We start from the raw sequence: 23318 nt of genomic DNA, 5'->3' as shown, positions 1-23318 counted from the left end.
TTTTTCACACGCAAAACGTTATCAATACGAGTAAGACGCCACTTTTCGTATATATTTTTCTAGCAATTCCATTTTTGCTTCATAAGCAAATTGGCCGGCTGTTTCCAACCCTTTATCAATTAAGCTCATTCTCATCGCTTTATTTGTAAGCACCTCAATTATGCCTCTTCCTAATCCTTCTATATCGCGCGGTTCATACAGCAACGCATTGTGGAGATGTTTTGCATACATCTCTACTCCTCCGCACTTCGTACAAATAACAGGCGTTCCTGAAGCCATTGCTTCTAGCGGCGGTAGTCCAAATCCTTCATAGTAGGAAGGAAATAATAATACATCTGCTTCGCGAAATTGCTTCGCGAGCTCGGTTCGATCTGGATTCATCACATATTCAATCGAAAATAACGAGGACTTCAAATCCATATAATACGGCATGACCCATTTCACTTGAAAAGGTATTCCTTTACGCTGCACATGTTCAAGCGCTTCTATCGCAACCTCTGCTCCTTTAAATTTCAAATACGGATTACCAACAACTAAAATGGTATTTCTGTTTTTCTCCTTTTTAGTTGGATAAAATGTAGTCAAATCAATTCCATTGGTGATTACAGGAGCTTTCCGATCAAATTTTCCCCATAAAACGCGTGCGACAAAATCAGATACAGCAAATAAAAATATATTTCCTCGATAACTCGCATGCATATGATTGCGAATTGCTGTCACATCGGACAGAGGAAAAGGCATATCTCCAAATAAACATTCATGTCCTTGTTCCCAATATAAAGTTGGTAGCATCGCATATTGAAGCTCTGCAATTTGCTGCCACCAGCCAGCAACAACTACATCTGATCCCAATACATACGGAACGTAAGATTCATTCCAATCAATATGAATCTCTTTATCTATTTCAATCTGCATATGCTCATGAAATATGGAGCTATTCGAATTGTTAGAACGAAGAATCCCTTGCACAGTATGGCCTCTTTTTTTCAGCCATTCCATTTGACTAATTAACATCTTTAATCCGCCTGTAAGATTTTTATGCGGCAGTACATACGTGATACAAAGCTTCTTTTCTTGATATTCTATCTCCTTTGTTATGTACCGATCTAATTCTATTCCTTTATTCTCTCCCATTTTTTTAGGATATAATTTCATAATTTGCGAGCCATTTCCGCCTATCGGTAATTCTTTACAAGAGAAATCAAAGTCTTGAAAATCCATAATTGTCCATCTACTTTTATGTATTTCAAAAGAATTTCCTTTATATGCAAGTTGATGTGAAGGATAGATTGGGGTTGAGACAACTAGCGCTTTATTTGTATGATGAAGTAATTGTTTTAATAAACGTATTCCTTCCTCTTTCGTAAAATGTTGTATAACATCAGCAAGTAAAATCACATCATATTCTTTCAAATCATCTATTTTTCGAAAAACATTATCATAATACATATGATTATATATATGTTCATGAATCGGATTTCTATAATCTGCAAATACTTCAATACCATCAATTACAACTTGCCATTCCTGTTTATGATATCTCTCATACGGCACATCCAGTGCTTCCCTTAGAAGTAACCCGTACTTTCCAAACCCTGCCCCAACATCTAAAATCGACATAGGTTCTTCTACGATAATATGCTCTAATAGATCTGGAATTGCTTGATAAAAAGAACTCGGCACCGTAGTCCCCCCTTTTGGCATGAATCCACTATGCCTATGTCATTCTATTCATAACATAATCCCTATATGCTCCAAATTTCATCGTTGTTTCAGACACGATTTTTTTTGTAAAGTTTACTTCCCCTGCCAAATTCCATTATTTTGTAACTTCCTCATCTGACATTCCCCTCCCTAAATGTAAACAACATATTTGCAAACACCAAAAAATCAGCTAAGATGGTAATAGTGTCTTTTTTAATAACAATGAGTAATAGAAAGGAATACAGTACGGTGAAAGATAAAAATTCTCGATATCAAATAGATTACGTTTTAATACTGATTGTACTAGCAATTGCTACCGTAAGTTGTTTTGCTATTGCAAGTGCACAACCGTCCTTACCACCAAATTTACAAAAGGTTAACTTCGTGGCTAAACAAATTCAATGGTATGTCATTGGAGTTATTGCGATTGCTGCTGTTATGGTCATCGACTTTGATCGTTACAAGCAAATTTGCTGGTATTTATATGGATTTGCCATGGTTCTTCTTCTTGGACTTGAGTTTCATATTCCTGGTGCTCAAACGATTAAAGGGGCAACCGCTTGGTATTCATTACCAGCAGGCCTTGGTAATTTCCAACCTTCTGAAGTCATGAAAATCTTTTTAATTCTTGTTGTTAGCCGTCTGATTGTAGACCATAATGAGAAATATCCAATCCGAACACCGCACGAAGATTTGCTCTTGCTTGGAAAAATATTTGCAGCAAGTTTACCACCGCTATTATTAATTGCAAAAGAACCGGATTTAGGAAATACGATGGTAATCTCAGCAATGCTTGCTGCTATGATTTTAGTATCCGGGATTCGCTGGCGCTTTATTTTCGGTTTAGCTGGCATTGTCGTTGGAGTTGGCGCACTTCTTGTGTATATTTACTTTGCACACACAGCATTCTTCAAAGCACATATTTTACAAGAGTACCAATTAGATCGTTTCTATGGTTGGTTAGCACCTTATGAATACCCAACACAAGGTTATCAGTTAACCCAGTCTCTTTTAGCAACCGGATCAGGTGAATTGTACGGAAAAGGCTGGGGAAATGGACAAGTATACTTCCCTGAACCTCATACAGACTTTATTTTTACAAATATCGCTGAGAAGTTCGGATTTTTAGGAGGAAGCGTCGTTATTTCACTATACTTCCTACTGATCTATCGTATGATTCACATTGCGTTAGAAAGTAATGATCCATACGGCAGTTATATATGCGCAGGAACAATCGGGATGTTTACATTCCAAGTATTCCAAAATATCGGCATGACAATTGGACTACTTCCTATTACCGGTATCACTTTACCGCTTTTAAGCTACGGTGGTAGTTCCTTGGTTACCTATATGATTGCGATCGGCTTCATTCTAAACGTACAGTCACGAACGAAGAAATTTATGTTTGATTAAACCATATCCAAGTGGATATGGTTTTTTTCTTACCCTCTTAGCGGTATACTAATCAAAAAAAGAGGAGGTAATCTCATATGAAGTATGATGTTATTGGCGATATTCACGGCTGTTTAGAGGAATTTACATCATTAACAAAACAGCTTGGTTATACATGGGATAGCGGTTTACCTGTTCATCCGCAAAAACGACAGCTTGCTTTCGTAGGCGATATTACTGATCGCGGCCCTCATTCTCTGCGAATGATCGAAATTGTATGGGAGCTTGTCATACATAGAAAAGAAGCATATTATGCCCCAGGGAATCATTGTAATAAATTATATCGTTACTTTCTTGGGCGTAAGGTACAAGTAACACACGGCCTAGAGACTACAGTTGCAGAATACGAGGCATTAAACACACGCGATCAAAAGATGATCCAGAAAAAGTTTATTGACCTTTACGAACAATCACCGCTCTATCACGTACTAGATAACGGCAAACTCGTTGTTTGCCACGCTGGTATTCGCCAAGATTATATCGGACGTAGCGATAAAAAAGTGCAAACTTTCGTTTTATACGGTGATATTACAGGTGAAAAGCACCCTGACGGCTCTCCTGTCCGCCGTGACTGGGCGAAGCATTATACAGGGGAGGCTTGGATTGTATATGGACATACACCAGTACAAGAACCTCGCTTCGTCAATCATACGGTAAATATAGATACTGGATCTGTATTTGGCGGAAAATTAACCGGACTTCGTTATCCAGAAATGGAGACCGTTTCTGTTCCTTCTTCGATGCCGTTTGTACCTGAGAAATTTCGCTCTATTGACTAAAAAAAGCTGATGGAACCTTTATTAAATAGACTAAACTAAGAAGAGGGTATTATGTTCAATATATGAGCATATATCCTCTTTTCTTATACATATTAGATTAGTTATACAGATATTGAAAATATAGTTCAGTATGTATACAATGTTCAGAAAAGTATATATACTTTAGGCGGGGGACGTAGCCCATAGCGGGAGGCTTAGTGAGGTATTTAGACCGAGCATTAATATTTTTTAGGGGTGAAGTGCTATGAGGGTGCAAGAGGTTGTCTTAGAGAATAACAGCAAAAGATACATATTACTGGATCAAGAAGGATTCCCCGTTATGCCAGTTATGAAATATATAAAGTATTTAGATAAAACAGGGAAAAGACCTAATAGGGGGTCACCATACATGCCCATCAACTTAACAGAACGAATTGCCGCAAAAAGATAAAAATGAATTTCGATGCTATAAAAACCACAAAATTTTCGTTTTGGTGGTACTTTAAAATCTTAGCTTGATAGCGATGTGGCGGTACCCCTTTTTTAAACATAAGCACATGATTAGACTTTTAGTTTTTTTCCATGTTAGAATTGAAAAAAATAATATACCCAATATGGTATATTGAATAGGAATTGATTAATATGATTGGAGATAGTTAAAGATGGCATGTTTATTACAAGTTGATTTTCCTTTTGATGGTGTATTTGGAGATGAAATGTCAAAAGGGTTTCTAGAAGTAGCACAAAGCATTAATAAAGAAGAAGGCTTCTATTGGAAGATTTGGACTGAAAATAAAGAGACAAAAGAAGCCGGAGGCATCTATGTATTTGAAACAAAAAAAGATGCTGAAAAGTATGCTGAAATGCATAAAAAGCGCCTTGAATCGTTTGGCGTGACTGGAATTCGAGTTAAATTTTTCGATATCAATGAACCATTAACAAAATTGAATCGTGGATTTATTAAATAATTTTAAGTCTTTAAATAGGTGTAGGATCAGCGGAGTTGTCACTACCCGTAATAAAGGATGCTGAAGGGACTATTAAAGGTTTTACTATACTTTATGTTAGTAAAAAGTGCTTTCACGTACAGAAAACAACTTTTCAGTCTAATTCTTTTTTCTATAGTCTAAAACATTTTTTAAATAAAACAGGAAGAAGAAAGGAGATTACATATTAGTCATATAAAATATGTAATCTCCTTTAATTTATTTATCTTTTTTTAATTTAGGTCTTGATAATCCTTTATTCCATCAGCTTTTTCATATCATCAGGCAACTCCGCATGAAATGTAAACTGCTTTTCTAATATCGGGTGATAAAATGTTAAATTTGTGCTATGCAGTGCTTGTCGCTTTATTTCATCCGTTTTCCCGCCGTACAAATCATCACCAAGTAACGCATGACCAAGATGCGCCATATGTACTCTAATTTGATGCGTACGCCCTGTTTCTAATTGAAGTGCGACATGCGTTTTATCTTTCCATCTTTTTTGCACATGAAAATGAGTCACAGCTCGCTGTCCATCCCCGCGCACGATGCGCTCAATAATACTATCATCCTTTCGTGCAATTGGAGCGTCAATTGTTCCGCTATCCTCTACTATCATTCCATGAACTATCGCTTCGTATGTTCTTTTCACTTGTTTTTGCTGATGTTGCTTCGATAACAAATGATGAATAAAACGATTTTTGGCAATTAACATTAAACCGGATGTATCTCGGTCAAGCCTAGTAACGATATGTACGGTACTGGCAAGATTTTGCTGATCATAATAATGCAAAAGAGCATTTGCTACACTTCCGCTTGGATGCTCTCTTGACGGAATTGTTGACATATAAGGTCTTTTATTAATAACAAGGACCGAATCATCTTCATACACAACGGAAAGAGGGATATTCTCACTTAACATCCCTTCACTTCTTTGCTCAGGCGGGAAACATACTGCTAACTTTTCACCTTCTTGCAAAACATGACGCACATTTACATGATGTTCATTCACTTCAATCGCACCGCCATGAAATTTTATATCAGTTAACGCTGCTTTTGAAATACCTTTCGCTTTCAAAAATTCTCGAATCAGTATTCCTTCATCAGCTTTTGTTATACACCACGTTAACGTAAACCTTCTCAATTGCATAGCTCTTTCTAACCCTCTCTAATGGTGTGTTCACAATGCAAAAACGCCCGTATGAACCTAATGAGCCGGGCTAACTACATGTTTCAACTTCTAAGCCGCTGCCTCGTGGAAACAAAGGAAACCACACTTGCTTTTTCCCTTTGTTTTCATTTTTGCATGTAGCAGAAAAAGGCCCTGACCGCTTGTATGCCTGGCCAGATGCTCTCGTCCCCCCCTTAAAAAGAAAGGGGTTTTGTGTTGTTTTTTCAGTTTATATTGATATAGCAGCGGAAAAAACACCCGCTGCTATAAGTTTTCCCTTACTGATCGGCAACAAATGAATCGCGCACTCGCTTCCAGAATGGGAATGGGCGAAACCTAACAAATCGAACTCTTTGATCTGCCACTCGGTATTGAATCGATTTGACATCTTGATGCACCATCGATAAATGATCAATTGTAATTTGCAAGTTCATTCCAGTAACTGGTCTTAACACACATGTATGATGCTTCGGTAATACAAGCGGAGAACCAACAGTACGGAAAACACGATTATTAATAGACGCCATTTCCGTAATTTGAATCGCTTCCAAAGACGGGTGAATAATCGCACCGCCTAGCGCTTTATTATACGCAGTACTACCAGAAGGCGTTGAAATGCAGAGACCATCTCCGCGGAATGTTTCAAAATATTCACCGCGAATTTCTACATCCATAACAAGCGTTCCTTCACTGCTTTTTACTGTTGCTTCATTTAGCGCTAAATATTGCGATTCTTTATTCCCATTCATATAACGAATAATGACCTCTAATAATGGATATTCAACAACTTGAAAAGGCGTTTTCGCAATCGCAATGACAAGCTTCTCAACTTCTGTCGGTAACCAATCTGCATAAAACCCTAAATGCCCGGTATGCACCCCGACAAATGCTGTTTTATCTAACCGATTCTGGTAGCGATGAAACGCATGCAGCAGCGTTCCATCTCCCCCAACGGAAATTACAATATCTGGCTCATTTTCATCCATTGTAAATTTAAAATCACATAAGTACTCTATCATCGTACTCATAAGCGCATTTGATGATTGATCTCCCTTTGACATAATTGCAAACTTCATCGCCCAACACCCTTTAGTTTATTATTCTGTTTCCTTTGATTCTTTCTTGCGCGAAAAAATCTTTTGTGCTTCTTTAATTTCAAGACGAATCGAAGACATCTCTTCGTCTAATAAGTAAGCTGCTTCAGCTGCGCGCTGCAAACGCACTTTAATATCTTCTGGAAAACGTCCACGATATTTATAATTTAAAGAATGCTCGATTGTTGCCCAAAAATTCATTGCTAACGTGCGAATTTGGATTTCAACTAACACCTTTTTCTCTCCGCGAATCGTTTGCACTGGGTAACTAATAACAACGTGATAGGAGCGATATCCACTTTCTTTCTTTTGCGTCACGTAATCGCGTTCCTCTACAATTTCAAAATCGTTACGTTTACGTAAAAACTCCATAACCGGCTTAATATCGTCAACAAATTGACACATCATCCGAAGACCCGCAATGTCTTGCATCTCTTCTTGCAAACGACTAAGCGAAATGTTTCGTTTTTCTGCTTTATCAATAATACTTGCAACAGATTTGACTCTACCTGTTACAAACTCAATCGGCGAATGTTCGGCCAACATTTCAAACTGAGAACGCATTCCTTTTAATTTTACTTTTAATTCCCCTACAGCTTGATGATAAGGAGCTAAAAATTCTTCCCAATTCCGATCCAATGTAACCACCACCAAAACAAATCAGTTTCTTTTATCTCACTGAAAGTATGCCTTTATAGAAACACTCTTTCTACTTCATTTACGAGCTCCTCACCGTAATTTGCATTTCCTTCAATATTTCCAATCAAATACTCTAATTCTTCTTTCATTTGTTCTAACTCAATTTCAACGTCTTGAATACGAACATGCATCGTTTTATCACTCTTCATTGCCTCTTTTACTTCTACCCAATACGTATGCGGGATGCTTACGTAAATAAAGTCTGTTTCATTCTCTAAAATATATAAAAATGATAAATTATCTGAATCCACAAGTACATGGCTGCGTGCTTTTAATCCATCTACACATAGCTCTGTATTTTCCGCACAAAAAATAAGAGCATTCTCTCTGTTTTCTACGCTCTTAACTTGAATTTTATTTTGCATACTTTAACTCCTCCATAATCATACTTCCTGTCATAATCAACACTTTCATTGTAACATAACATACACTGAAACAAATAAAACATTGATTGAAATTTAGGAAAAGGCGATAATGAGTAACAGATATTTCATATAAAGGAGCGTACATATGAAACAAGAAATCGAAATTGAGTTTAAAAATATAGTTACAAAAGAGGAATTCCATTCTTTATGTCACGCATTTTCCATTACAACATTTGCAAAACAAGTGAATCATTATTTCGAAACACCAGCATTTTCATTAAAAAACGCCGGCGCTGCCCTTCGTATTCGTTATAAAAACAATACATATACGCTAACACTAAAACAGCCCGCAGAAATTGGCTTGTTAGAGACACATCAAACTTTAACTGAAGAAGAAGCAAACAAAATGATGGAAACAAATACATTAATCAACGGTGCCGTCTCTAAGCAATTAAAAAAACTCCAAATTCCTGTTTCTTCACTGCAGTATATGGGAAGCTTAACAACAGAACGGGCAGAAACAACATTTGAAGTTGGTACACTCGTATTCGATCATAGTTTTTATTACGAGCATGATGATTATGAAATCGAATATGAAGTAAGCGATGAGCAGGCTGGACAAGCAGCATTTTCTTCTTTCTTAAAGGAGCATAACATCCCAATTAGGCCTACAAAAAATAAAGTACAACGCTTTTTTCTTGCCAAAGAGCAAAAAGAACAATAAACTAGCAAAGGATTGATTAAGAGCTATTTATTTGCCCTTCATAACAATCCGTTGCTACAATAAAGTGAAACTTCCTTCGGTAGGCGCCTTTTCCTACTGAAGGTTAGTTAAACCAATCGGGTTCTTACGGGCAGTTTTTCATCTTAAGATACTTACATTTACTGCCCGTTTGAGCGGGATAAAGTGAAACTTCCTCTTGTGAGATGTTTTTCCTCACAAGAGGTTAGCCCTCACCAATCGCCTTACATTATCTCTTGCCTATCTCTTTGTCTTACTACAAATAATAGCGAGGATAGATATATATTTGATGGAAAAAGGAGTTACAAGGATGAACAAGCAACCAACGACACCATTTGAAGCAATTGGCGGTGAACAAGGCATTGCAAAATTAGTCGATACATTTTATTCCTATGTCAGTAAACACCCTGACTTATCTCCCATCTTCCCAGACGATTTAACAGAAACTGCTAGGAAGCAAAAACAATTTTTAACGCAATATTTAGGTGGACCTAGCCTTTATACAGAAGAGCATGGTCATCCAATGTTACGCGCTCGTCATCTACCATTCGAAATTACACCAAAGCGGGCAAAAGCCTGGCTCTCATGTATGGAGCAAGCAATGGATGATACTGATGTACATGGACCAATTCGTGACTTTGTATTCGAACGTTTGACATTAACTGCACAGCATATGGTTAATACTCCTGAAACAGGTGAAGCTTAATGGATAAACAGGAAACAAAGTATACTGTCCCAGGCTCTCCTTCAAACTGTGAGCCTAAGTCTGTAGAAGCCTATTTATTTATTGATCCACTCTGTAAAGATTGTTGGGAAATTGAGCCATTAATGATGAAATTATGGCTCGAATATGGAAAATACTTTTCACTCCGTCACATCGTTACTGGTAAAGTAGAAGGGGCTATTTCCCCATCACACAAATGGAATAAACCTGCTAATATTCGATTTGTGTGGGAGAAAACAACAAGTTTACAAGGGTTTTCTTGTGACGGAAAAGTATATACACACGGCGGCGCATCAACTCCGTATATCACTTCAATTGCAATTAAAGCAGCAGAATTACAAGGTCGAAAAGCAGGTTCGAAATTTTTACGAAAACTACAAGAGTCTATATTACTTGAAAATATAGCGAAACCAACGTTAGATACGCTGCTCACATGTGCAATGCAAAGTGGAATTGATGCGGAAGAATTCAAACAAGATTTATATTCTGTAAGTGCAGCAAAAGCATTTCAATGTGATTTAAAATTTACGAATGAAATGCACATTACAGAAATTCCTTCTCTCGTGTTCTTTCATGCGAATTCAAACGAAGAAGGAATTAAAATTGGCGGGATTTATCATTACGATGTATACGTACAAGTATTAAAAGAAATTGTGAAAGAAGACATCGAGCCGCAGCCTCTGCCTCCTCTAGAACGATTCCTAGAGCATGTTCAGTTTATGTCAACAAAAGAAATTGCTTTTATTTATAATTACTCTGAAAACGAAGCAGAACGAGAAATGAAAAAGTTGTTATTAAAGAGGAAAGTGCGCATGATTGATATAAAACGAGAACGTTATTGGCAATGGATTACAAAGGAAAACGACCTAGTGTAAACACTAGGTCGTTTTCTTTACGGCTTATAAAAATATTAAAGGGGATGGGAGAAATTTCACGTTCAAACAAAGGGGTATATGTTTGTATGTGAATTCGTTCACGTTTATTATATTACAAGATTCGACCTTAATTGACAACCTTTTTTGTCGAATTTCACATTTCTGTCACATTCTAAACGTTTTCATTTTAGAATACAATATACAAAGAGTCTTTTTAGGAGGGTTTCCATTGAAAAAATCCTATTTTTTATTACTTCTCTGTATTATTTTTCTGTTTTTTTGTTTATATGTTCTCTCATTATTACAAGTGTTTCCGCTTATTTTATCACTGCCTCTTTTATTTGGAGCAATCGTGTTAGTTGTATCATATTTTAATAACCAAAAACGTTTTAAAGGTTTTTAAACAAAAAACAAGCCAAATATTTGATTCCAATACACAAAGAAAAAGAAGCATTTATATAAAGTGAAACTTTTTGTGGGAACATCAGGGGTTGTTATATTAATTTATCTTGCTTTCTCCTTTTGTTTTAATCTTTGCATGTGGCAGGAAAAGGCCCTAACCGTTTCTATGCGCGGCCAGATGCTCTCGCCCACCGAAAAAGAAAAGGTTTTTTATGTCATTTTTTCAATTGGTATTTATATAAAACAGAAACGAGAGTCATGCGACTCTCGTTTTCTTCCTACTTCTCTTCAAATAGAAGTGCTTCTAATTCATTTAATTTCTCTTCAAATACTTGCATTGCTTCCTTGACAGGCTCTGATGACGTCATATCAACACCTGCTTTTTTCAATACTTCAATTGGATAGTCAGAGCTTCCTGCTTTTAAGAACTCATTAATGTAACGTTCTACAGCTGGCTGACCTTCTTCTAAAATTTGTTTTGATAAAGCCGTTGCTGCACTGAAGCCCGTTGCATATTGATATACATAATAATTGTAATAGAAATGTGGAATACGGGACCACTCTAAACCAATTTCTTTATCAATCACTAAGCTATCACCAAAATACTTTTTATTTAGCTCATAGTAAATGTCCGTTAACATATCTGGCGTTACTGCATGACCTTCTTGCACTTTTTGATGAATCACATGTTCAAACTCAGCAAACATTGTTTGACGGAATACCGTACCACGGAACCCTTCTAAATAATGATTTAATAAGTATAGGCGCTTTTTCTTATCATCAGTCGTTTTTAATAAATAATCATTGAGAAGTGCCTCATTACATGTAGACGCTACCTCCGCAACGAAAATTGAATAATCGCCATACACGTAAGGCTGCGTTTTTCTTGTATAGTAACTATGCACAGAATGGCCAAACTCGTGCGCAAGCGTAAATAAATTATTTACATTGTCATGCCAGTTCATTAATACATATGGATTTGTTCCATAAGCACCAGATGAATAAGCACCGCTTCGTTTCCCTTTATTTTCATATACATCTACCCAGCGATTTTCATACGCTTCTTTTAAGATTTCAACATACTCGTCTCCAAGTACATCTAATGATTGTAAAAGCATATCTTGCGCTTCTTTATATGTGACGTTCATTTTCACTTCTGGTACGAGCGGTGTGTATAAGTCATACATGTGCAATTCATCTAATCCGAGTGCTCGTTTTCGAATATCAATGTAACGGTGTAATAAATGTAAGTTTTCATTTACTGTTTCCACAAGCTGATCATATACAGACTCTGGAATATTATTATTGCTTAGTGCCGCTTGGCGAGCAGAATCATATTTACGAACGTTCGCATAAAAATTATTTCGTTTAATCGCACCATTTAATGTGCTCGCAAATGTATTCTTATACTTTCCATACGTTTCATAAACTGCATGGAACGCATCATGACGAACACGAGGATCATCACTTTCTAAAAATTGAATATAACGTCCGTGCGTCACTTCAACCTCTTCCCCATTTTCATCTTGAATCGATGGGAATTTCAAGTCTGCGTTATTTAGAATACCAAATGTATTACTAGATGCACTCATAACCTCAGAAGCTTGCGCTAATAACGCTTCTTCTGCCTCTGATAATACGTGAGGACGCTGACGCGTAATTTCTTCTAATGCATGCTCATATACCTTTAGTTCTTTATTCTCTTGTAAAAATGATTGCAACGTTTCTTCTGCAATGGTTAAAATTTCTGGCACAATGTAAGCCATACTACTTGATACTTGCGAATACAAACTTGTCGCACGGTCATTTAATGCTTGATAAGATGAATTTGTTGTATCTTGGTCATAGCGCATATGTGCGTATGTATACAATTTACCAAGACGCATTGATATTTCATCTTCATATTGCAGTGTCTCTAGCAATGCATTTGCTGACTCTCCAAGTTTCCCTTTAAATTCCGTCAGCTTTGGTAATAGTTCTTTCACCGCCTGAAATTCCGTTTCCCACTCTGCATCTGTTTGGAAAATATCTTCTAAGCGCCACGTATTTTCTACTTCAATTTCACTACGTGCTGGCAATGCTTTTACTGTTTTTTGTTCAGTCATTTGTAAACCCTCCTTATTCCTATCTCCTAGTACAATTCGATTCTTCTTATGTAATTCCTTCTGGGTACCTTTCTATTATATCCGTTTTCGCTTCACTCATGTTGTACTTTGCTTCCATTAGCTTAAGAGCTTCCGTTAAAAATAAGCAATCAAAATTCCGCACTTCTTCTTCCGTTTTAGGAATAATAAAACAACGTATTTTTCGATATTTGTATACATCTACTTGCTCAATTTCCCCAATTACACATAAAAATTGCATATATTCTCTCACTGCTTGCTGCCAAAATATTTCTGGAAAATATGGCAGCAAGCGTCTCCGAATCCCCTGATGCCGATCAACATACCGAAAAACAGTATGCAATGAAAAATATTCTCCTACCGCAAATTTGCCGATTAGCTCAATTAAAATATAAGCTTGCCATATGAAAGAATGGGTACGAAATGCCAATAGCGATGGTAACGGAACGCCGATCTCAGCAGGAAAACAAGAAATGGATATGCGATTTTCATAAAGAAGCTCTAAAAAAGAGCGCTCGCCCTGCTTCCACATATGAATGCTATTTGCTCGGAAGCGCTGTTTTTTATTCATCCACTCTTTTTCTAAACGTTCAATGGAAATCGGTGATGTTGTAAGAAGATTTTTGAATGTAGTGATCTGAAGAGGAAAATATATTGCATGTGAAAAAACGATAGACGAGGAAAAAGGTAAAAGAAGATTACATTTGAAAAAAGCTTTTGCATCGGGGCAAAAATAGAGGAGATATGGATTGGAGTGATATTGCACACAGCAAGAATGAAAAGAGGAAAGCGACAGCCAATATGCTCCATGACGTTTGAGTTGATTCCCTCCTAAAATCCATAATATTTGAATCCCTTCTTTCCAATACCCTTCCGTTCGTTTTAACAACTGTTCTGCTGATAAACTTGCGCATTGATATTCAATTGCAATTTGCCGATTTCCGATTGTTACAAACAAATCAGGCCGCTGCTGAATCGCCGGTAAATAGTGCTCTATGTTTATCGAACAAACTTGCGACTGAAACCATCTGTATAACTGCTCTTTCCCCCGCAAGTGATACGCCGATTCATTTTCAAACTCAACTTTACAGCTATGTGATTTCTTATGAGCAAAATGCCACTGTTTTTGTTTTCCTAATTTCAACTGTACTTCAAAGTGACAAATGGGACAGAAAAAGCGCTCATTCTTCCGTAGCATCATCAGTTGCTTTTCCTTCCATCCTTGAAGAAGATGGATTTCTTCTCCAGTTTCTCTCTTTGCAACAAACATAGAATCACTCCTTTCTTCCGTATGGACTATTCGACAACGACGGGCGAGTTCCTGCCTAGATCAAGTGAAACTTCCTTTCAGTAGGCGACTTTCCCTACTGGAGGAAAGCTCTCACCAATCGGGCTCTTACGGGCAGTTTCCCAGCGTGAAATACCTAAATTTACTGCCCTAAAGTAGCAGGATACAAAAAAGACTCATTCCCATGAGTCTTTAAAGTAACGGAGATAATAAACGATATGTCGATTCTACAATTCGCATCACAAGACGGCGTTTATTAAAACGATCGAGATGAATTTCATTCGACACCTGTAAATCCTCTTCAAAATCGGTCACAAGTTTGCGAATACTGTTTGTATCATATAAAAAAGCATTCACCTCAAAATTCAAATGAAAACTTCTCATATCCATATTTGCTGTTCCAATTGACGCTAAGTCAGAATCAACAATCACAACTTTGCTGTGTAAAAAACCTTTTTCATATTCGTGTATTTTAACGCCTGCCTCTAACAATTCGGGAAAATAAGAGCGAGACGCATAAAATACAGTCCTCTTATCCGGTTTACTCGGCATTAACAAGCGAACATCAATACCTGCTAAGGCCGCTACTTTTAATGCTGATAAAATATCATCATCGGGGATAAAATACGGCGTTGCAATCCAAATTGATTTTCGCGCCGAGGCAATCATCGCAAAATATAAATGCTTAATCGTTTCCCACTTATTATCAGGCCCGCCTGCAACGAGCTGCACTCCGCCCTGTTCTTCCCCTTTTACAACATCCGCCTGTAAATAATCAGGAGTTAATACAGCCTCCCCTGTCATATAAAACCAATCCTGTAAAAAGATAAGTTGTAAACTTCGCACTGCTTCGCCTCGTAAATATAAATGAGTGTCTCGCCAAAAACCAAAATATTTATTTTCTCCTAAATACTCGTCACCAATGTTTAAACCACCCACAAACCCTTCATTTCCGTCAACAACAATAATTTTCCGGTGATTTCGATAGTTAATTTTGTCATTTAAAATCGGAAAACGCACAGGAAAAAATGGGACCATTTCAACACCGGCATTGTTCAATTCCTCAATATATGTGTTTGAAAGTTTAAAACTCCCTACAGCATCATATAAAAATCGAACGACCACACCCTCTTTTGCTTTTTGGATAAGGATGTCCTTAATTTTTGTGCCAATTTTATCATCACGCACAATATAATATTCCATATGAATATGATGTTTTGCCTTTTTCAATCCGTCTAAAATAGCTTCAAATGTCTCTTTTCCATTTGTTAATACTTTCGTTTCCGTATGAAAGGAAATATTCAATGCCCCTAAACGATCAGCTAAACGAAATAATAATTCTTGATGGCCATGCTTTTTCAATATACGATTTTGATTGTATTCATGCCCTTTATATTGTAAAAATGCTTGCTCGTCTAAAAGCGCTTTCTTTTGAAACATTCGTTTCCGTCGAAAATTTTGTCCAAACAGAAGATATGCAAAAAAACCAACTACCGGAAAAATGCCAAGCACCATTAACCAAGTTAATGTTTTCGATGGATGACGATTTTCTAAAAAAATGACAAAACCAATTAAAAAACCTGATATTGTAAATAAAACACTTAAAATGCCTAAAAATGAAATATCTTTAATGCCAATTACATCTGAATAAAATGTTACATCAATAAATAGACGCAGCGAAATAAATACCGTAAATAAACCAATTAAAAAGAACAATAGCTTCAACGTATTTTTCATATAAGGCCCCCTTACTTACAATCACTGTTCGTATATATGCATTTAAAAAGCCGATTTCATTATAAGGAAATCGGCCTACATTCCAGGAGAAAAATGATGACGAATTGTTTCAAGTGCCCTTTCAGCAACAATTTGCTTTCCATATTCACGGACACGATGAATTGTTAAAGCGGATTCCTCTCCATATTCTAAGATCACGCTTAAAATACGGTCAATCTCCTCTTCATCGTGCACGACCTCATCAAACTCGACATATACATAATAGCGGTCTTCAAATGAATATAATTCATCTTTTATCTCTTCAAATATAAGTCGATGACTTAATGAAATCACATGCTCAAAGTCGGCAAATTTAATTAAAAAACCGAATGTACCATCTTCGTTAAAAATGGCTTCTGCTTCTTCTTCTAATTCCTGCTCAAATAACGATTCAATTCGTTCATCTAAAGGAATATCGATTATCTTATCAAGGCCAATTGGTAATTCTAATTTTTGTCCGTCTTTTGAAAGCTGCGCTTTCGTTACAAGTACCTCAATTCCTTTTTCAAGCGCCTGCACTTGAATCCAAAGCGGCCCATCTATAAAAAAGTCATCATGGTCACGCGCTTCATCCATCATTTCCCAAAATAATTGTTCACTTTTATCGCGATTATACCAAATGTCTTCACGGTTAAATCCACGGTCTTCTATATCAATGTACGAGATATAAAATTTCATCGTATGATCATTAACTCTTTCAATATCCATAATGCACCTCTCCCTTCCTATTTGGAATGGTTATGAAGGGACTCCCCAATCATATTACAAAAAAAGTTAGAATCTTGTACTCTCATTTTATGATAAGATGCGCCAGAATGGAAATAAAATCACCTTATTTGCCAAAAAAACAGTCATTTACCTAATTTCTCATTCAATATATATGTGCAAATTGAAAAAAACGCTTTTTTTAGTTAGGCGAATGCTTCTAGCCATGCATAGGAGCAACTAATAGCGTTGAAAAGTTAAATTGGATTCCCCTCTTCTTATTTCAAAAAAAATATTGGACATGCTATCGCTGGAAATGATTGTCCTATATTCTTTTTTCCTGCATATGATGTAAACGAAACAAGCTTACGATACATAAACAACTACTTCTCTTACATATGACGCGAATGAAAACAAATCCGCTCCTGATAGATGATTTTTCTTCCTATTGGGACTGAGTAAATGGAGGCAAATTGAATGGATTTAGACTTTCTCACATCCATCTTTATCATCGTTGGTATCGATGTTGTATTAGGCGGCGATAACGCCATTGTCATTGCACTCGCTAGTCGAAACTTACCAGAAGCAGAACGGAATAAAGCGATTGTTTTAGGCACTGGTTTAGCCATCATATTACGTATCCTACTCACAATAATGGCCGTTTACTTGCTTAACATTCCCTTTTTGCAATTAGTAGGCGGCATTTTACTTACTTTCATTGCAATCAATCTTCTTACAGATAACAGCCATAATCTTTCTAGTATTAAAGCAAAAACAACATTATTCCAAGCTGTACGAACAATCGTTTTTGCAGATCTTGTTATGGGATTTGATAATGTACTGGCAATCGCAGGAGCTTCTCACGGAAATATTACATTAGTTATTATCGGTTTACTCATTTCTATTCCTATTATTATTTGGGGAAGTAAGCTTATTTTATTATGCATGGAAAGATTTCCTCTTCTCGTTTATATCGGGGCTGCCATCTTAGCTTACACAGCCGGTCGCATGGTAATGCATGAAGAAAATCTTAGATCATTTTTCGAGACAAAACCACTTTTCACGGCAAGCATTCCCTTTCTTTTTATGATTACTGTGCTACTAGTTGGAATTGTTGTAAACCAAGTAAAGCTGCGAAATACTTGAACGATTACTCACTGATTATGAGCAGACTTTGGATGTCTGCAATAAATACAAAGAAAAAACCTTTTTCTTTTTGTGGGGATGAGAGCACCTGGCCATGCATAGCAGCGGTCAGGGCCTTTTTCTGCCACGGGCAGGATTTAAAACAAAAAGAGACAGCGAGTGCAGGGCATGTTTCTTCTACACAGTAGCGAGATTTATATACAGTATCTCCTCCGTACAAAACGAAAAGGAACTAATTCGCACATTCTTGCTAAAGCAGGAGTGGGAATTAGTTCCTTTGTCATATTATATTAATTTACAAGGCGCTGTGCTTCTCGCAATTGGAACGTTCTCACTGTTCGTGGTAAGAAACGACGAATTTCATCTTCGTTATAACCAACTTGCAGGCGTTTTTCATCAATGATAATAGGACGACGAAGAATACCTGGGTAATCACGAATAAGCTTATATAAATCTTGAAGAGGTAAAGATTCTAAATTAATATTTAATTCTTGAAAAACTTTAGAACGAGTTGAAATAATCTCATCTGTTCCGCTTTCCGTCATACGTAAAATCTCTTTAATTTCCTCAATCGATAATGGATCAGAGAAAATATTACGTTCTGTATAAGGAATATGGTTTTCCTCTAGCCATAATTTCGCTTTTCTACAAGACGTACAACTTGGAGAACTATATAGTGTTACCATACATTACTCACTCTCCTTATAAAAGTACAAATTCTGTACTATTCCACATTTTAGTAATTATACTCAAACAAATTTTGTATTACTCATAATTACTTATCTAAACATAACGAACTTCTCTAAAAAAATAATTATTTTAAATAAGTAACTTCTATAAATCATTATACAATAGAACAGAACAGAAATATACAACAATTTTTCTTCATAATATACATAAAAGTTATGCAAAAGATGTGCATTTTGTAAGAAATATATGTATATAAGAGAACGAAAGAACATTTGTTCTTAATTTATTTTATCAAACTACTTTCCAACTGTCTATATAATTTCTGCAAATACAATCTTTTTATCGAACAATTCTTTTTTTTTTGCCTTTTCCAACATACAATAGAAATATACTTATGCAAAGGGGGATTACATATGGGAGCTTTTTTTCTTGATTTTGTAATCGTTGCAGCATTAGTCATTGGGATCACCGCAACTATTGGGATTATTACAAATGGGATTGGCGAAAAATTGTTTGGCCGCAAAGACAAGATGAAATTCGTAAATAAATCTGCTGAAGTGCAAACTGGCTGGAATCAAGTTGGCGGTAAAGGAATTTATAAGAAACATACGTATTAGAAAAAGAAGCAGGACTCGAATCCTGCTTCTTTTTTAATGCGTATTATTTTCCTACAGAAGCCCACTTAAAGCTTAGCTCTGGGCCATATTTATTGATGTAAAGATCGTTTATTGTTTCACGCTGTAAAAATGCTCTTCCACGTTGATAGATTGGTGCAATCGCCGCATCATCGAATAAGATTTTTTCTGCTTTCGACAGATCATTCCAACGTCCTTTTATATCAGATCCTTCTTTCTTAGCCTTTTTAATCAGTTCATCATATTGAGCATTTGAATAACCCATTTTATTTTGTGCACCGTTTGTTACAAATAAATCAAGGAATGTCATTGCATCTGGGTAGTCTGGTCCCCAACCGCTATATGAGATATCGTAATCACCGCTGCTCTCTAATTTTAACACTTGTGCAAATGGTTGTGTTTTTACATTTAGTTTTAAGCCTGGTAAATTCTTTTCTAATTCACCTTTTAAAAACTCACTAATTTTCTTCGCTAATTCTGTATCAGAGTTTAATAACGTTAATTCAATTGTGTCTTTTCCAAGTTCTTTTTTACCAGCTTCCCAATACTTTTTCGCTTCTTTCAGATCCACTTTTACAAGATTCCCATTTTCTTTACGGAAATCTTTTCCGTCAGTATTCTTAACAAAGTCTGCTGGAACTAAGCCGCCAGCTGCTTTTGAACCGTTATTCAACAATGTATTGATCATACCGTTGCGCTCAAACCCTAAAGAAATCGCTTTACGGATATTTTTATTTGCTAAAGCTGGATTCTTTTCATTTAAACGTAAGAAAAATACTGTTGGATCACTTGTCGTTTTAAAACCGCTATCTTTTCTATATTTATCTACAAATTCTGCCGATAAAAGAACACGGTCAACTGCTTTTGTTTCATATAAATTTACCGCTGTTCCTACTTCTTTTACGATATTATAGTTGATTTCCTCTAATTTAACTTTTTTATTATCCCAATAAGATGGATTTTTCTTTAATTGGTAGCTTTGCTCATGTTTCCATTCACTTAATACAAATGGACCATTATATAATGTTGTATTCGCTTCTAATCCATGCTTCTGACCTTGTTCTTTCACATATTTTTCATTAAGTGGGAAGAACAACGGATATACTGTTAAATTTACAAAATACGGAACTGGATTGTCTAATTCTACTTCGAATGTATAATCATCAACTGCCTTTACACCTAATTGATCTACTGGCAATTGTTTCATATTGATCTTCTCTGCATTCTTCACATCAAACATTATGTAAGCAGATTTCGCAGCTGTATCTGGATTTACTGCTCGTTGCCAAGAATACACAAAATCTTTTGCTGTTACAGGGTCTCCGTTTGACCATTTAGCATCTTTACGTAATTTAAACGTATATTTCTTTCCATCTTCTGATTTTTCATATGACTCAGCTACACCGGTAACTAATTTTTGATCTTTTCCAAGACGATATAATCCTTCCATTGCATTGTTCATTACGCTTGAAGATGCTGCATCTGTTGTTAATGTTGTATCCATCGTTGGAAGCTCCGTTGTTTCAATCATGTTGATTACCTGCTTCGCACTACTTGTGTCCCCTTTTGCTTTCGCTTGCGAATCATCTTTTGAATATCCGCATCCCCCTAGAATCATGCTTACTGTCAATGTTGATGCTAATAGCACCGGCACCTTTTTCTTCATATATTATACCCTCCTCCAAAATGTTAGACCTTTCATTGAAAATAACAAAAAGTAAATAAGTTCTAACAATTCATATTATACATACAAATTGATTATTTGTATATTTATTTTTCTATTTTATAAAAATTTTCTGTTAACATTTTATTCCTTCTTTTTCATTTAAAATCAATATATTTACTGATTTTTGCTATTCTTTAACTTATTTAAATTATCTGAATATAATTAGAAGATTTTTATGATATATATTTTGTGCAAAATACGACGTTTCTCTCTTCGCTTTTATAAAAACGAAAAAACCGAGCACATTGTCCATGTGCTCGGTTTCTCTTATTGGTAGATTTCTTTATATTTTTTATACTCAGCTTCTGAGCAAAGAACGAAATGTCCTGGGCGAACTTCACGCATTTGCGGCACTTCATTTCCATATTGATGCTGAGATGGATCGTACACGATACGTTTACGATTGCGCTCATAATCTGGATCTGGAAGCGGAATTGCTGATAATAGTGATTTTGTATACGGATGAATTGGATGTGCGTATAATTCTTCACTCGTTGCAAGTTCCACGATTTTCCCGTGATACATAACACCGATGCGATCACTAATATATTTTACCATCGATAAATCATGGGCAATAAATAAGTATGTTAAACCTTTTTCTTTTTGCAGCTTTTTCAATAAGTTAACGACTTGCGCCTGAATCGATACGTCAAGTGCTGAGATCGGCTCATCGGCAATGATAAAGTCCGGTTCTACCGCTAACGCCCTTGCAATCCCAATACGCTGACGTTGTCCACCAGAGAATTCATGCGGGAAACGACTTGCATGCTCACGGTTTAAACCAACCGTTTCAAGCAATTCATACACACGCTTCATACGATCTTCTTTGTTTTTAGCAAGACCGTGAATATCAATTCCTTCTGCAATAATATCTCCAACGTTCATACGCGGATTTAACGATGCGTATGGATCTTGGAAAATCATTTGCATTTTACGGTTAAATTTCTTTAGTTCAGCACGTGATTTTTTACCGTGTACATTTTCCCCGTCAAACAACACTTCGCCTGCCGTTGCATCATATAAACGAATGATTGTTCTTCCCGTTGTCGATTTACCAGAACCTGACTCTCCTACAAGTCCGAATGTTTCTCCGCGGAAAATATCAAACGTAACATCATCAATCGCTTTAACAACTCCGCCGTTCACGTTAAAATATTGTTTTACATTTTTTACTTCAATTAATTTCTCACGATTATTAGTCATGCTGTTCACCCGCTTTCATTTGTCGAATACGTCTTTGGACAATTTCAGGCGGCTCCACTTTTGGAGCTTGTTCATGAAGCAGCCACGTTGCTGCATAATGCGTATCACTTACTTTGAATAGAGGTGGGTCCATTTCAAAGTCAATCTTTAACGCCTGTGGATTACGCGCTGCAAATGCATCACCTTTTGGCGGATTTAATAAGTCTGGCGGCGTTCCTGGAATCGCATATAATTCTTCTTCTCCGCCTTCTAAACTTGGCATCGAAGCTAATAATCCCCATGTATACGGATGCTTCGGGTTATAGAAAATTTCATCAACCGTTCCAATTTCTACAACTTTCCCCGCATACATAACAGCTACGCGGTCTGCAACATTCGCAACAACACCTAAATCATGCGTGATAAAGATGATAGCCGCTTCTGTTTTTTGTTGAATATCTTTCATCAACTCTAAAATTTGTGCTTGAATTGTTACGTCAAGCGCAGTTGTCGGCTCATCGGCAATTAATAATTTCGGATTACAAGCAAGCGCCATCGCGATAACGACACGTTGTCTCATCCCACCTGAAAATTGGTGCGGATATTGTTTAAGACGTGCTTCTGGATTTGGAATTCCTACAAGGTCAATCAGCTCTAACGCAACCTTACGCGCGTCAGCTTTATTCATTCCTTGATGTTTAATAAGACCTTCCATAATTTGATTACCAATTGTCATCGTTGGATTTAAAGATGTCATTGGATCTTGGAAAATCATCGCAATTTCTTTTCCGCGAATTTGTTGCATTTCCTTTTCAGACAACTTTGTTAAATCGCGGCCATCAAAAAGGATTTCTCCGTTTTTAATACGACCTGGCGGCTTTGGAATCAAGTCCATTAGCGCTTTAGATGTAACTGATTTCCCCGAACCAGACTCCCCTACAATCGCTAACGTTTCTCCCTTTTTCAAGTCAAAAGTAACCCCGCGCACTGCTTGTACTTCACCAACATGTGTGTCAAAAGAAACATGTAAGTCTTTTACTTCTAACAATGTTTTCATCATTCCCTCTCCTTTCTC

The 23318-nt window shown here is 36.5% G+C and carries 22 protein-coding genes and 1 pseudogene; 10 read left to right on the top strand and 13 right to left on the bottom strand.

Features of this window, described 5'->3' with window-relative positions:
- Nucleotides 1–21: 21 nt before the first annotated feature.
- Complete coding sequence (locus Q9306_RS03455) at nt 22–1683, bottom strand: glycosyltransferase family 4 protein (protein WP_306195309.1); 1662 nt, start codon at nt 1681–1683, stop codon at nt 22–24.
- A 270-nt stretch (nt 1684–1953) separates the two neighbouring features.
- Here Q9306_RS03455 and Q9306_RS03450 point away from each other — a divergent pair, with 270 nt between their 5' ends.
- From Q9306_RS03450 to Q9306_RS03435, 4 genes and pseudogenes are all read left to right on the top strand, one after another.
- Nucleotides 1954–3117, top strand: coding sequence for an FtsW/RodA/SpoVE family cell cycle protein (locus tag Q9306_RS03450; protein ID WP_306195307.1), 1164 nt, complete (start codon nt 1954–1956; stop codon nt 3115–3117).
- A gap of 77 nt (nt 3118–3194) precedes the next feature.
- Nucleotides 3195–3935 (top strand): bis(5'-nucleosyl)-tetraphosphatase PrpE, encoded by a 741-nt coding sequence (gene prpE, locus Q9306_RS03445; RefSeq protein ID WP_306195305.1) that lies wholly within the window; start codon nt 3195–3197, stop codon nt 3933–3935.
- A gap of 244 nt (nt 3936–4179) precedes the next feature.
- Nucleotides 4180–4323, top strand: a pseudogene (locus tag Q9306_RS03440) (tyrosine-type recombinase/integrase); the annotation flags it as partial.
- 253 nt (nt 4324–4576) lie between these two features.
- Nucleotides 4577–4882, top strand: a complete 306-nt coding sequence (locus Q9306_RS03435; protein ID WP_306195303.1) for a monooxygenase — start codon at nt 4577–4579, stop codon at nt 4880–4882.
- A 274-nt stretch (nt 4883–5156) separates the two neighbouring features.
- On the opposite strand, the gene Q9306_RS03430 is transcribed toward Q9306_RS03435, so the two are convergent.
- From Q9306_RS03430 to Q9306_RS03415, 4 genes are all read right to left on the bottom strand, one after another.
- Entirely contained in the window at nt 5157–6044 is an 888-nt protein-coding gene (locus tag Q9306_RS03430) for an RluA family pseudouridine synthase (protein WP_306195301.1), read from the bottom strand.
- 305 nt (nt 6045–6349) lie between these two features.
- Nucleotides 6350–7147, bottom strand: coding sequence for an NAD kinase (locus Q9306_RS03425; RefSeq protein WP_020059803.1), 798 nt, complete (start codon nt 7145–7147; stop codon nt 6350–6352).
- A gap of 21 nt (nt 7148–7168) precedes the next feature.
- Nucleotides 7169–7804, bottom strand: coding sequence for a GTP diphosphokinase (gene yjbM, locus Q9306_RS03420; protein ID WP_306195298.1), 636 nt, complete (start codon nt 7802–7804; stop codon nt 7169–7171).
- A gap of 53 nt (nt 7805–7857) precedes the next feature.
- Nucleotides 7858–8229 (bottom strand): UPF0738 family protein, encoded by a 372-nt coding sequence (locus Q9306_RS03415; protein ID WP_306195296.1) that lies wholly within the window; start codon nt 8227–8229, stop codon nt 7858–7860.
- A gap of 145 nt (nt 8230–8374) precedes the next feature.
- Between Q9306_RS03415 and Q9306_RS03410 the strand changes: the two genes are divergently transcribed.
- The 4 genes from Q9306_RS03410 (at nt 8375) to Q9306_RS03395 (ending at nt 10973) form a co-directional block, all read left to right on the top strand.
- Nucleotides 8375–8953 carry a CYTH domain-containing protein gene (locus Q9306_RS03410; RefSeq protein ID WP_306195294.1) on the top strand — a complete coding sequence of 193 codons (579 nt, stop codon included), beginning with the start codon at nt 8375–8377 and terminating at the stop codon, nt 8951–8953.
- A 328-nt stretch (nt 8954–9281) separates the two neighbouring features.
- Nucleotides 9282–9677 carry a globin domain-containing protein gene (locus Q9306_RS03405; protein ID WP_098306218.1) on the top strand — a complete coding sequence of 132 codons (396 nt, stop codon included), beginning with the start codon at nt 9282–9284 and terminating at the stop codon, nt 9675–9677.
- Nucleotides 9677–10570, top strand: a complete 894-nt coding sequence (locus Q9306_RS03400) for a ClpXP adapter SpxH family protein (RefSeq protein WP_306195292.1) — start codon at nt 9677–9679, stop codon at nt 10568–10570. Before Q9306_RS03405 ends, Q9306_RS03400 begins: the two co-directional genes overlap by 1 nt.
- A 229-nt stretch (nt 10571–10799) precedes the next feature.
- Nucleotides 10800–10973, top strand: a complete 174-nt coding sequence (locus Q9306_RS03395) for a hypothetical protein (protein WP_306195290.1) — start codon at nt 10800–10802, stop codon at nt 10971–10973.
- A gap of 277 nt (nt 10974–11250) precedes the next feature.
- On the opposite strand, the gene pepF is transcribed toward Q9306_RS03395, so the two are convergent.
- From pepF to mecA, 4 genes are all read right to left on the bottom strand, one after another.
- Complete coding sequence (gene pepF, locus Q9306_RS03390) at nt 11251–13077, bottom strand: oligoendopeptidase F (protein ID WP_306195288.1); 1827 nt, start codon at nt 13075–13077, stop codon at nt 11251–11253.
- A gap of 46 nt (nt 13078–13123) precedes the next feature.
- The gene (locus tag Q9306_RS03385; protein WP_306195285.1) at nt 13124–14365 is read right to left on the bottom strand and encodes a competence protein CoiA; all 1242 of its coding nucleotides are present in this window, start codon (nt 14363–14365) and stop codon (nt 13124–13126) included.
- Between the two features lie 210 nt (nt 14366–14575).
- A complete protein-coding gene (gene cls / locus Q9306_RS03380) occupies nt 14576–16120 on the bottom strand; it encodes a cardiolipin synthase (RefSeq protein WP_306195283.1) in 1545 nt (514 codons plus the stop codon).
- A gap of 75 nt (nt 16121–16195) precedes the next feature.
- Complete coding sequence (mecA, locus tag Q9306_RS03375) at nt 16196–16867, bottom strand: adaptor protein MecA (protein WP_306195281.1); 672 nt, start codon at nt 16865–16867, stop codon at nt 16196–16198.
- Between the two features lie 474 nt (nt 16868–17341).
- Between mecA and Q9306_RS03370 the strand changes: the two genes are divergently transcribed.
- On the top strand, nt 17342–18010 hold the full coding sequence (locus Q9306_RS03370) for a TerC family protein (RefSeq protein ID WP_306195279.1): 669 nt from the start codon (nt 17342–17344) through the stop codon (nt 18008–18010).
- Nucleotides 18011–18300: 290 nt separating this feature from the next.
- On the opposite strand, the gene spx is transcribed toward Q9306_RS03370, so the two are convergent.
- Nucleotides 18301–18696, bottom strand: coding sequence for a transcriptional regulator Spx (gene spx, locus Q9306_RS03365; RefSeq protein ID WP_020059817.1), 396 nt, complete (start codon nt 18694–18696; stop codon nt 18301–18303).
- 417 nt (nt 18697–19113) lie between these two features.
- Between spx and Q9306_RS03360 the strand changes: the two genes are divergently transcribed.
- Nucleotides 19114–19317, top strand: coding sequence for a hypothetical protein (locus Q9306_RS03360; RefSeq protein WP_035437230.1), 204 nt, complete (start codon nt 19114–19116; stop codon nt 19315–19317).
- 43 nt (nt 19318–19360) lie between these two features.
- On the opposite strand, the gene Q9306_RS03355 is transcribed toward Q9306_RS03360, so the two are convergent.
- The 3 genes from Q9306_RS03355 to Q9306_RS03345 form a co-directional block, all read right to left on the bottom strand.
- The gene (locus Q9306_RS03355) at nt 19361–21001 is read right to left on the bottom strand and encodes a peptide ABC transporter substrate-binding protein (RefSeq protein ID WP_306195276.1); all 1641 of its coding nucleotides are present in this window, start codon (nt 20999–21001) and stop codon (nt 19361–19363) included.
- A 327-nt stretch (nt 21002–21328) separates the two neighbouring features.
- A complete protein-coding gene (locus Q9306_RS03350; RefSeq protein ID WP_306195274.1) occupies nt 21329–22264 on the bottom strand; it encodes an ABC transporter ATP-binding protein in 936 nt (311 codons plus the stop codon).
- Nucleotides 22257–23300 (bottom strand): ABC transporter ATP-binding protein, encoded by a 1044-nt coding sequence (locus Q9306_RS03345; RefSeq protein WP_306195272.1) that lies wholly within the window; start codon nt 23298–23300, stop codon nt 22257–22259. Before Q9306_RS03345 ends, Q9306_RS03350 begins: the two co-directional genes overlap by 8 nt.
- Between the last annotated feature and the right edge of the window lie 18 nt (nt 23301–23318).

The organism is Bacillus multifaciens (assembly GCF_030756675.1).
GTDB classification, from domain to species: domain Bacteria; phylum Bacillota; class Bacilli; order Bacillales; family Bacillaceae_G; genus Bacillus_A; species Bacillus_A multifaciens.
Note: the sequence above shows the minus strand (reverse complement) of the source record. Positions and strands in the feature narration are given on the sequence as shown.

Bases quoted from the DNA above. Each gene is read 5' to 3' on its own strand.
- prpE (WP_306195305.1), top strand. From the start codon at position 3,195: ATGAAGTATGATGTTATTGGCGATATTCACGGCTGTTTAGAGGAATTT.
- Q9306_RS03435 (WP_306195303.1), top strand. From the start codon at position 4,577: ATGGCATGTTTATTACAAGTTGATTTTCCTTTTGATGGTGTATTTGGA.
- Q9306_RS03425 (WP_020059803.1), bottom strand. From the start codon at position 7,147: ATGAAGTTTGCAATTATGTCAAAGGGAGATCAATCATCAAATGCGCTT.
- Q9306_RS03415 (WP_306195296.1), bottom strand. From the start codon at position 8,229: ATGCAAAATAAAATTCAAGTTAAGAGCGTAGAAAACAGAGAGAATGCT.
- Q9306_RS03410 (WP_306195294.1), top strand. From the start codon at position 8,375: ATGAAACAAGAAATCGAAATTGAGTTTAAAAATATAGTTACAAAAGAG.
- Q9306_RS03405 (WP_098306218.1), top strand. From the start codon at position 9,282: ATGAACAAGCAACCAACGACACCATTTGAAGCAATTGGCGGTGAACAA.
- Q9306_RS03400 (WP_306195292.1), top strand. From the start codon at position 9,677: ATGGATAAACAGGAAACAAAGTATACTGTCCCAGGCTCTCCTTCAAAC.
- pepF (WP_306195288.1), bottom strand. From the start codon at position 13,077: ATGACTGAACAAAAAACAGTAAAAGCATTGCCAGCACGTAGTGAAATT.
- Q9306_RS03385 (WP_306195285.1), bottom strand. From the start codon at position 14,365: ATGTTTGTTGCAAAGAGAGAAACTGGAGAAGAAATCCATCTTCTTCAA.
- cls (WP_306195283.1), bottom strand. From the start codon at position 16,120: ATGAAAAATACGTTGAAGCTATTGTTCTTTTTAATTGGTTTATTTACG.
- mecA (WP_306195281.1), bottom strand. From the start codon at position 16,867: ATGGATATTGAAAGAGTTAATGATCATACGATGAAATTTTATATCTCG.
- Q9306_RS03370 (WP_306195279.1), top strand. From the start codon at position 17,342: ATGGATTTAGACTTTCTCACATCCATCTTTATCATCGTTGGTATCGAT.
- spx (WP_020059817.1), bottom strand. From the start codon at position 18,696: ATGGTAACACTATATAGTTCTCCAAGTTGTACGTCTTGTAGAAAAGCG.
- Q9306_RS03360 (WP_035437230.1), top strand. From the start codon at position 19,114: ATGGGAGCTTTTTTTCTTGATTTTGTAATCGTTGCAGCATTAGTCATT.
- Q9306_RS03355 (WP_306195276.1), bottom strand. From the start codon at position 21,001: ATGAAGAAAAAGGTGCCGGTGCTATTAGCATCAACATTGACAGTAAGC.
- Q9306_RS03350 (WP_306195274.1), bottom strand. From the start codon at position 22,264: ATGACTAATAATCGTGAGAAATTAATTGAAGTAAAAAATGTAAAACAA.
- Q9306_RS03345 (WP_306195272.1), bottom strand. From the start codon at position 23,300: ATGAAAACATTGTTAGAAGTAAAAGACTTACATGTTTCTTTTGACACA.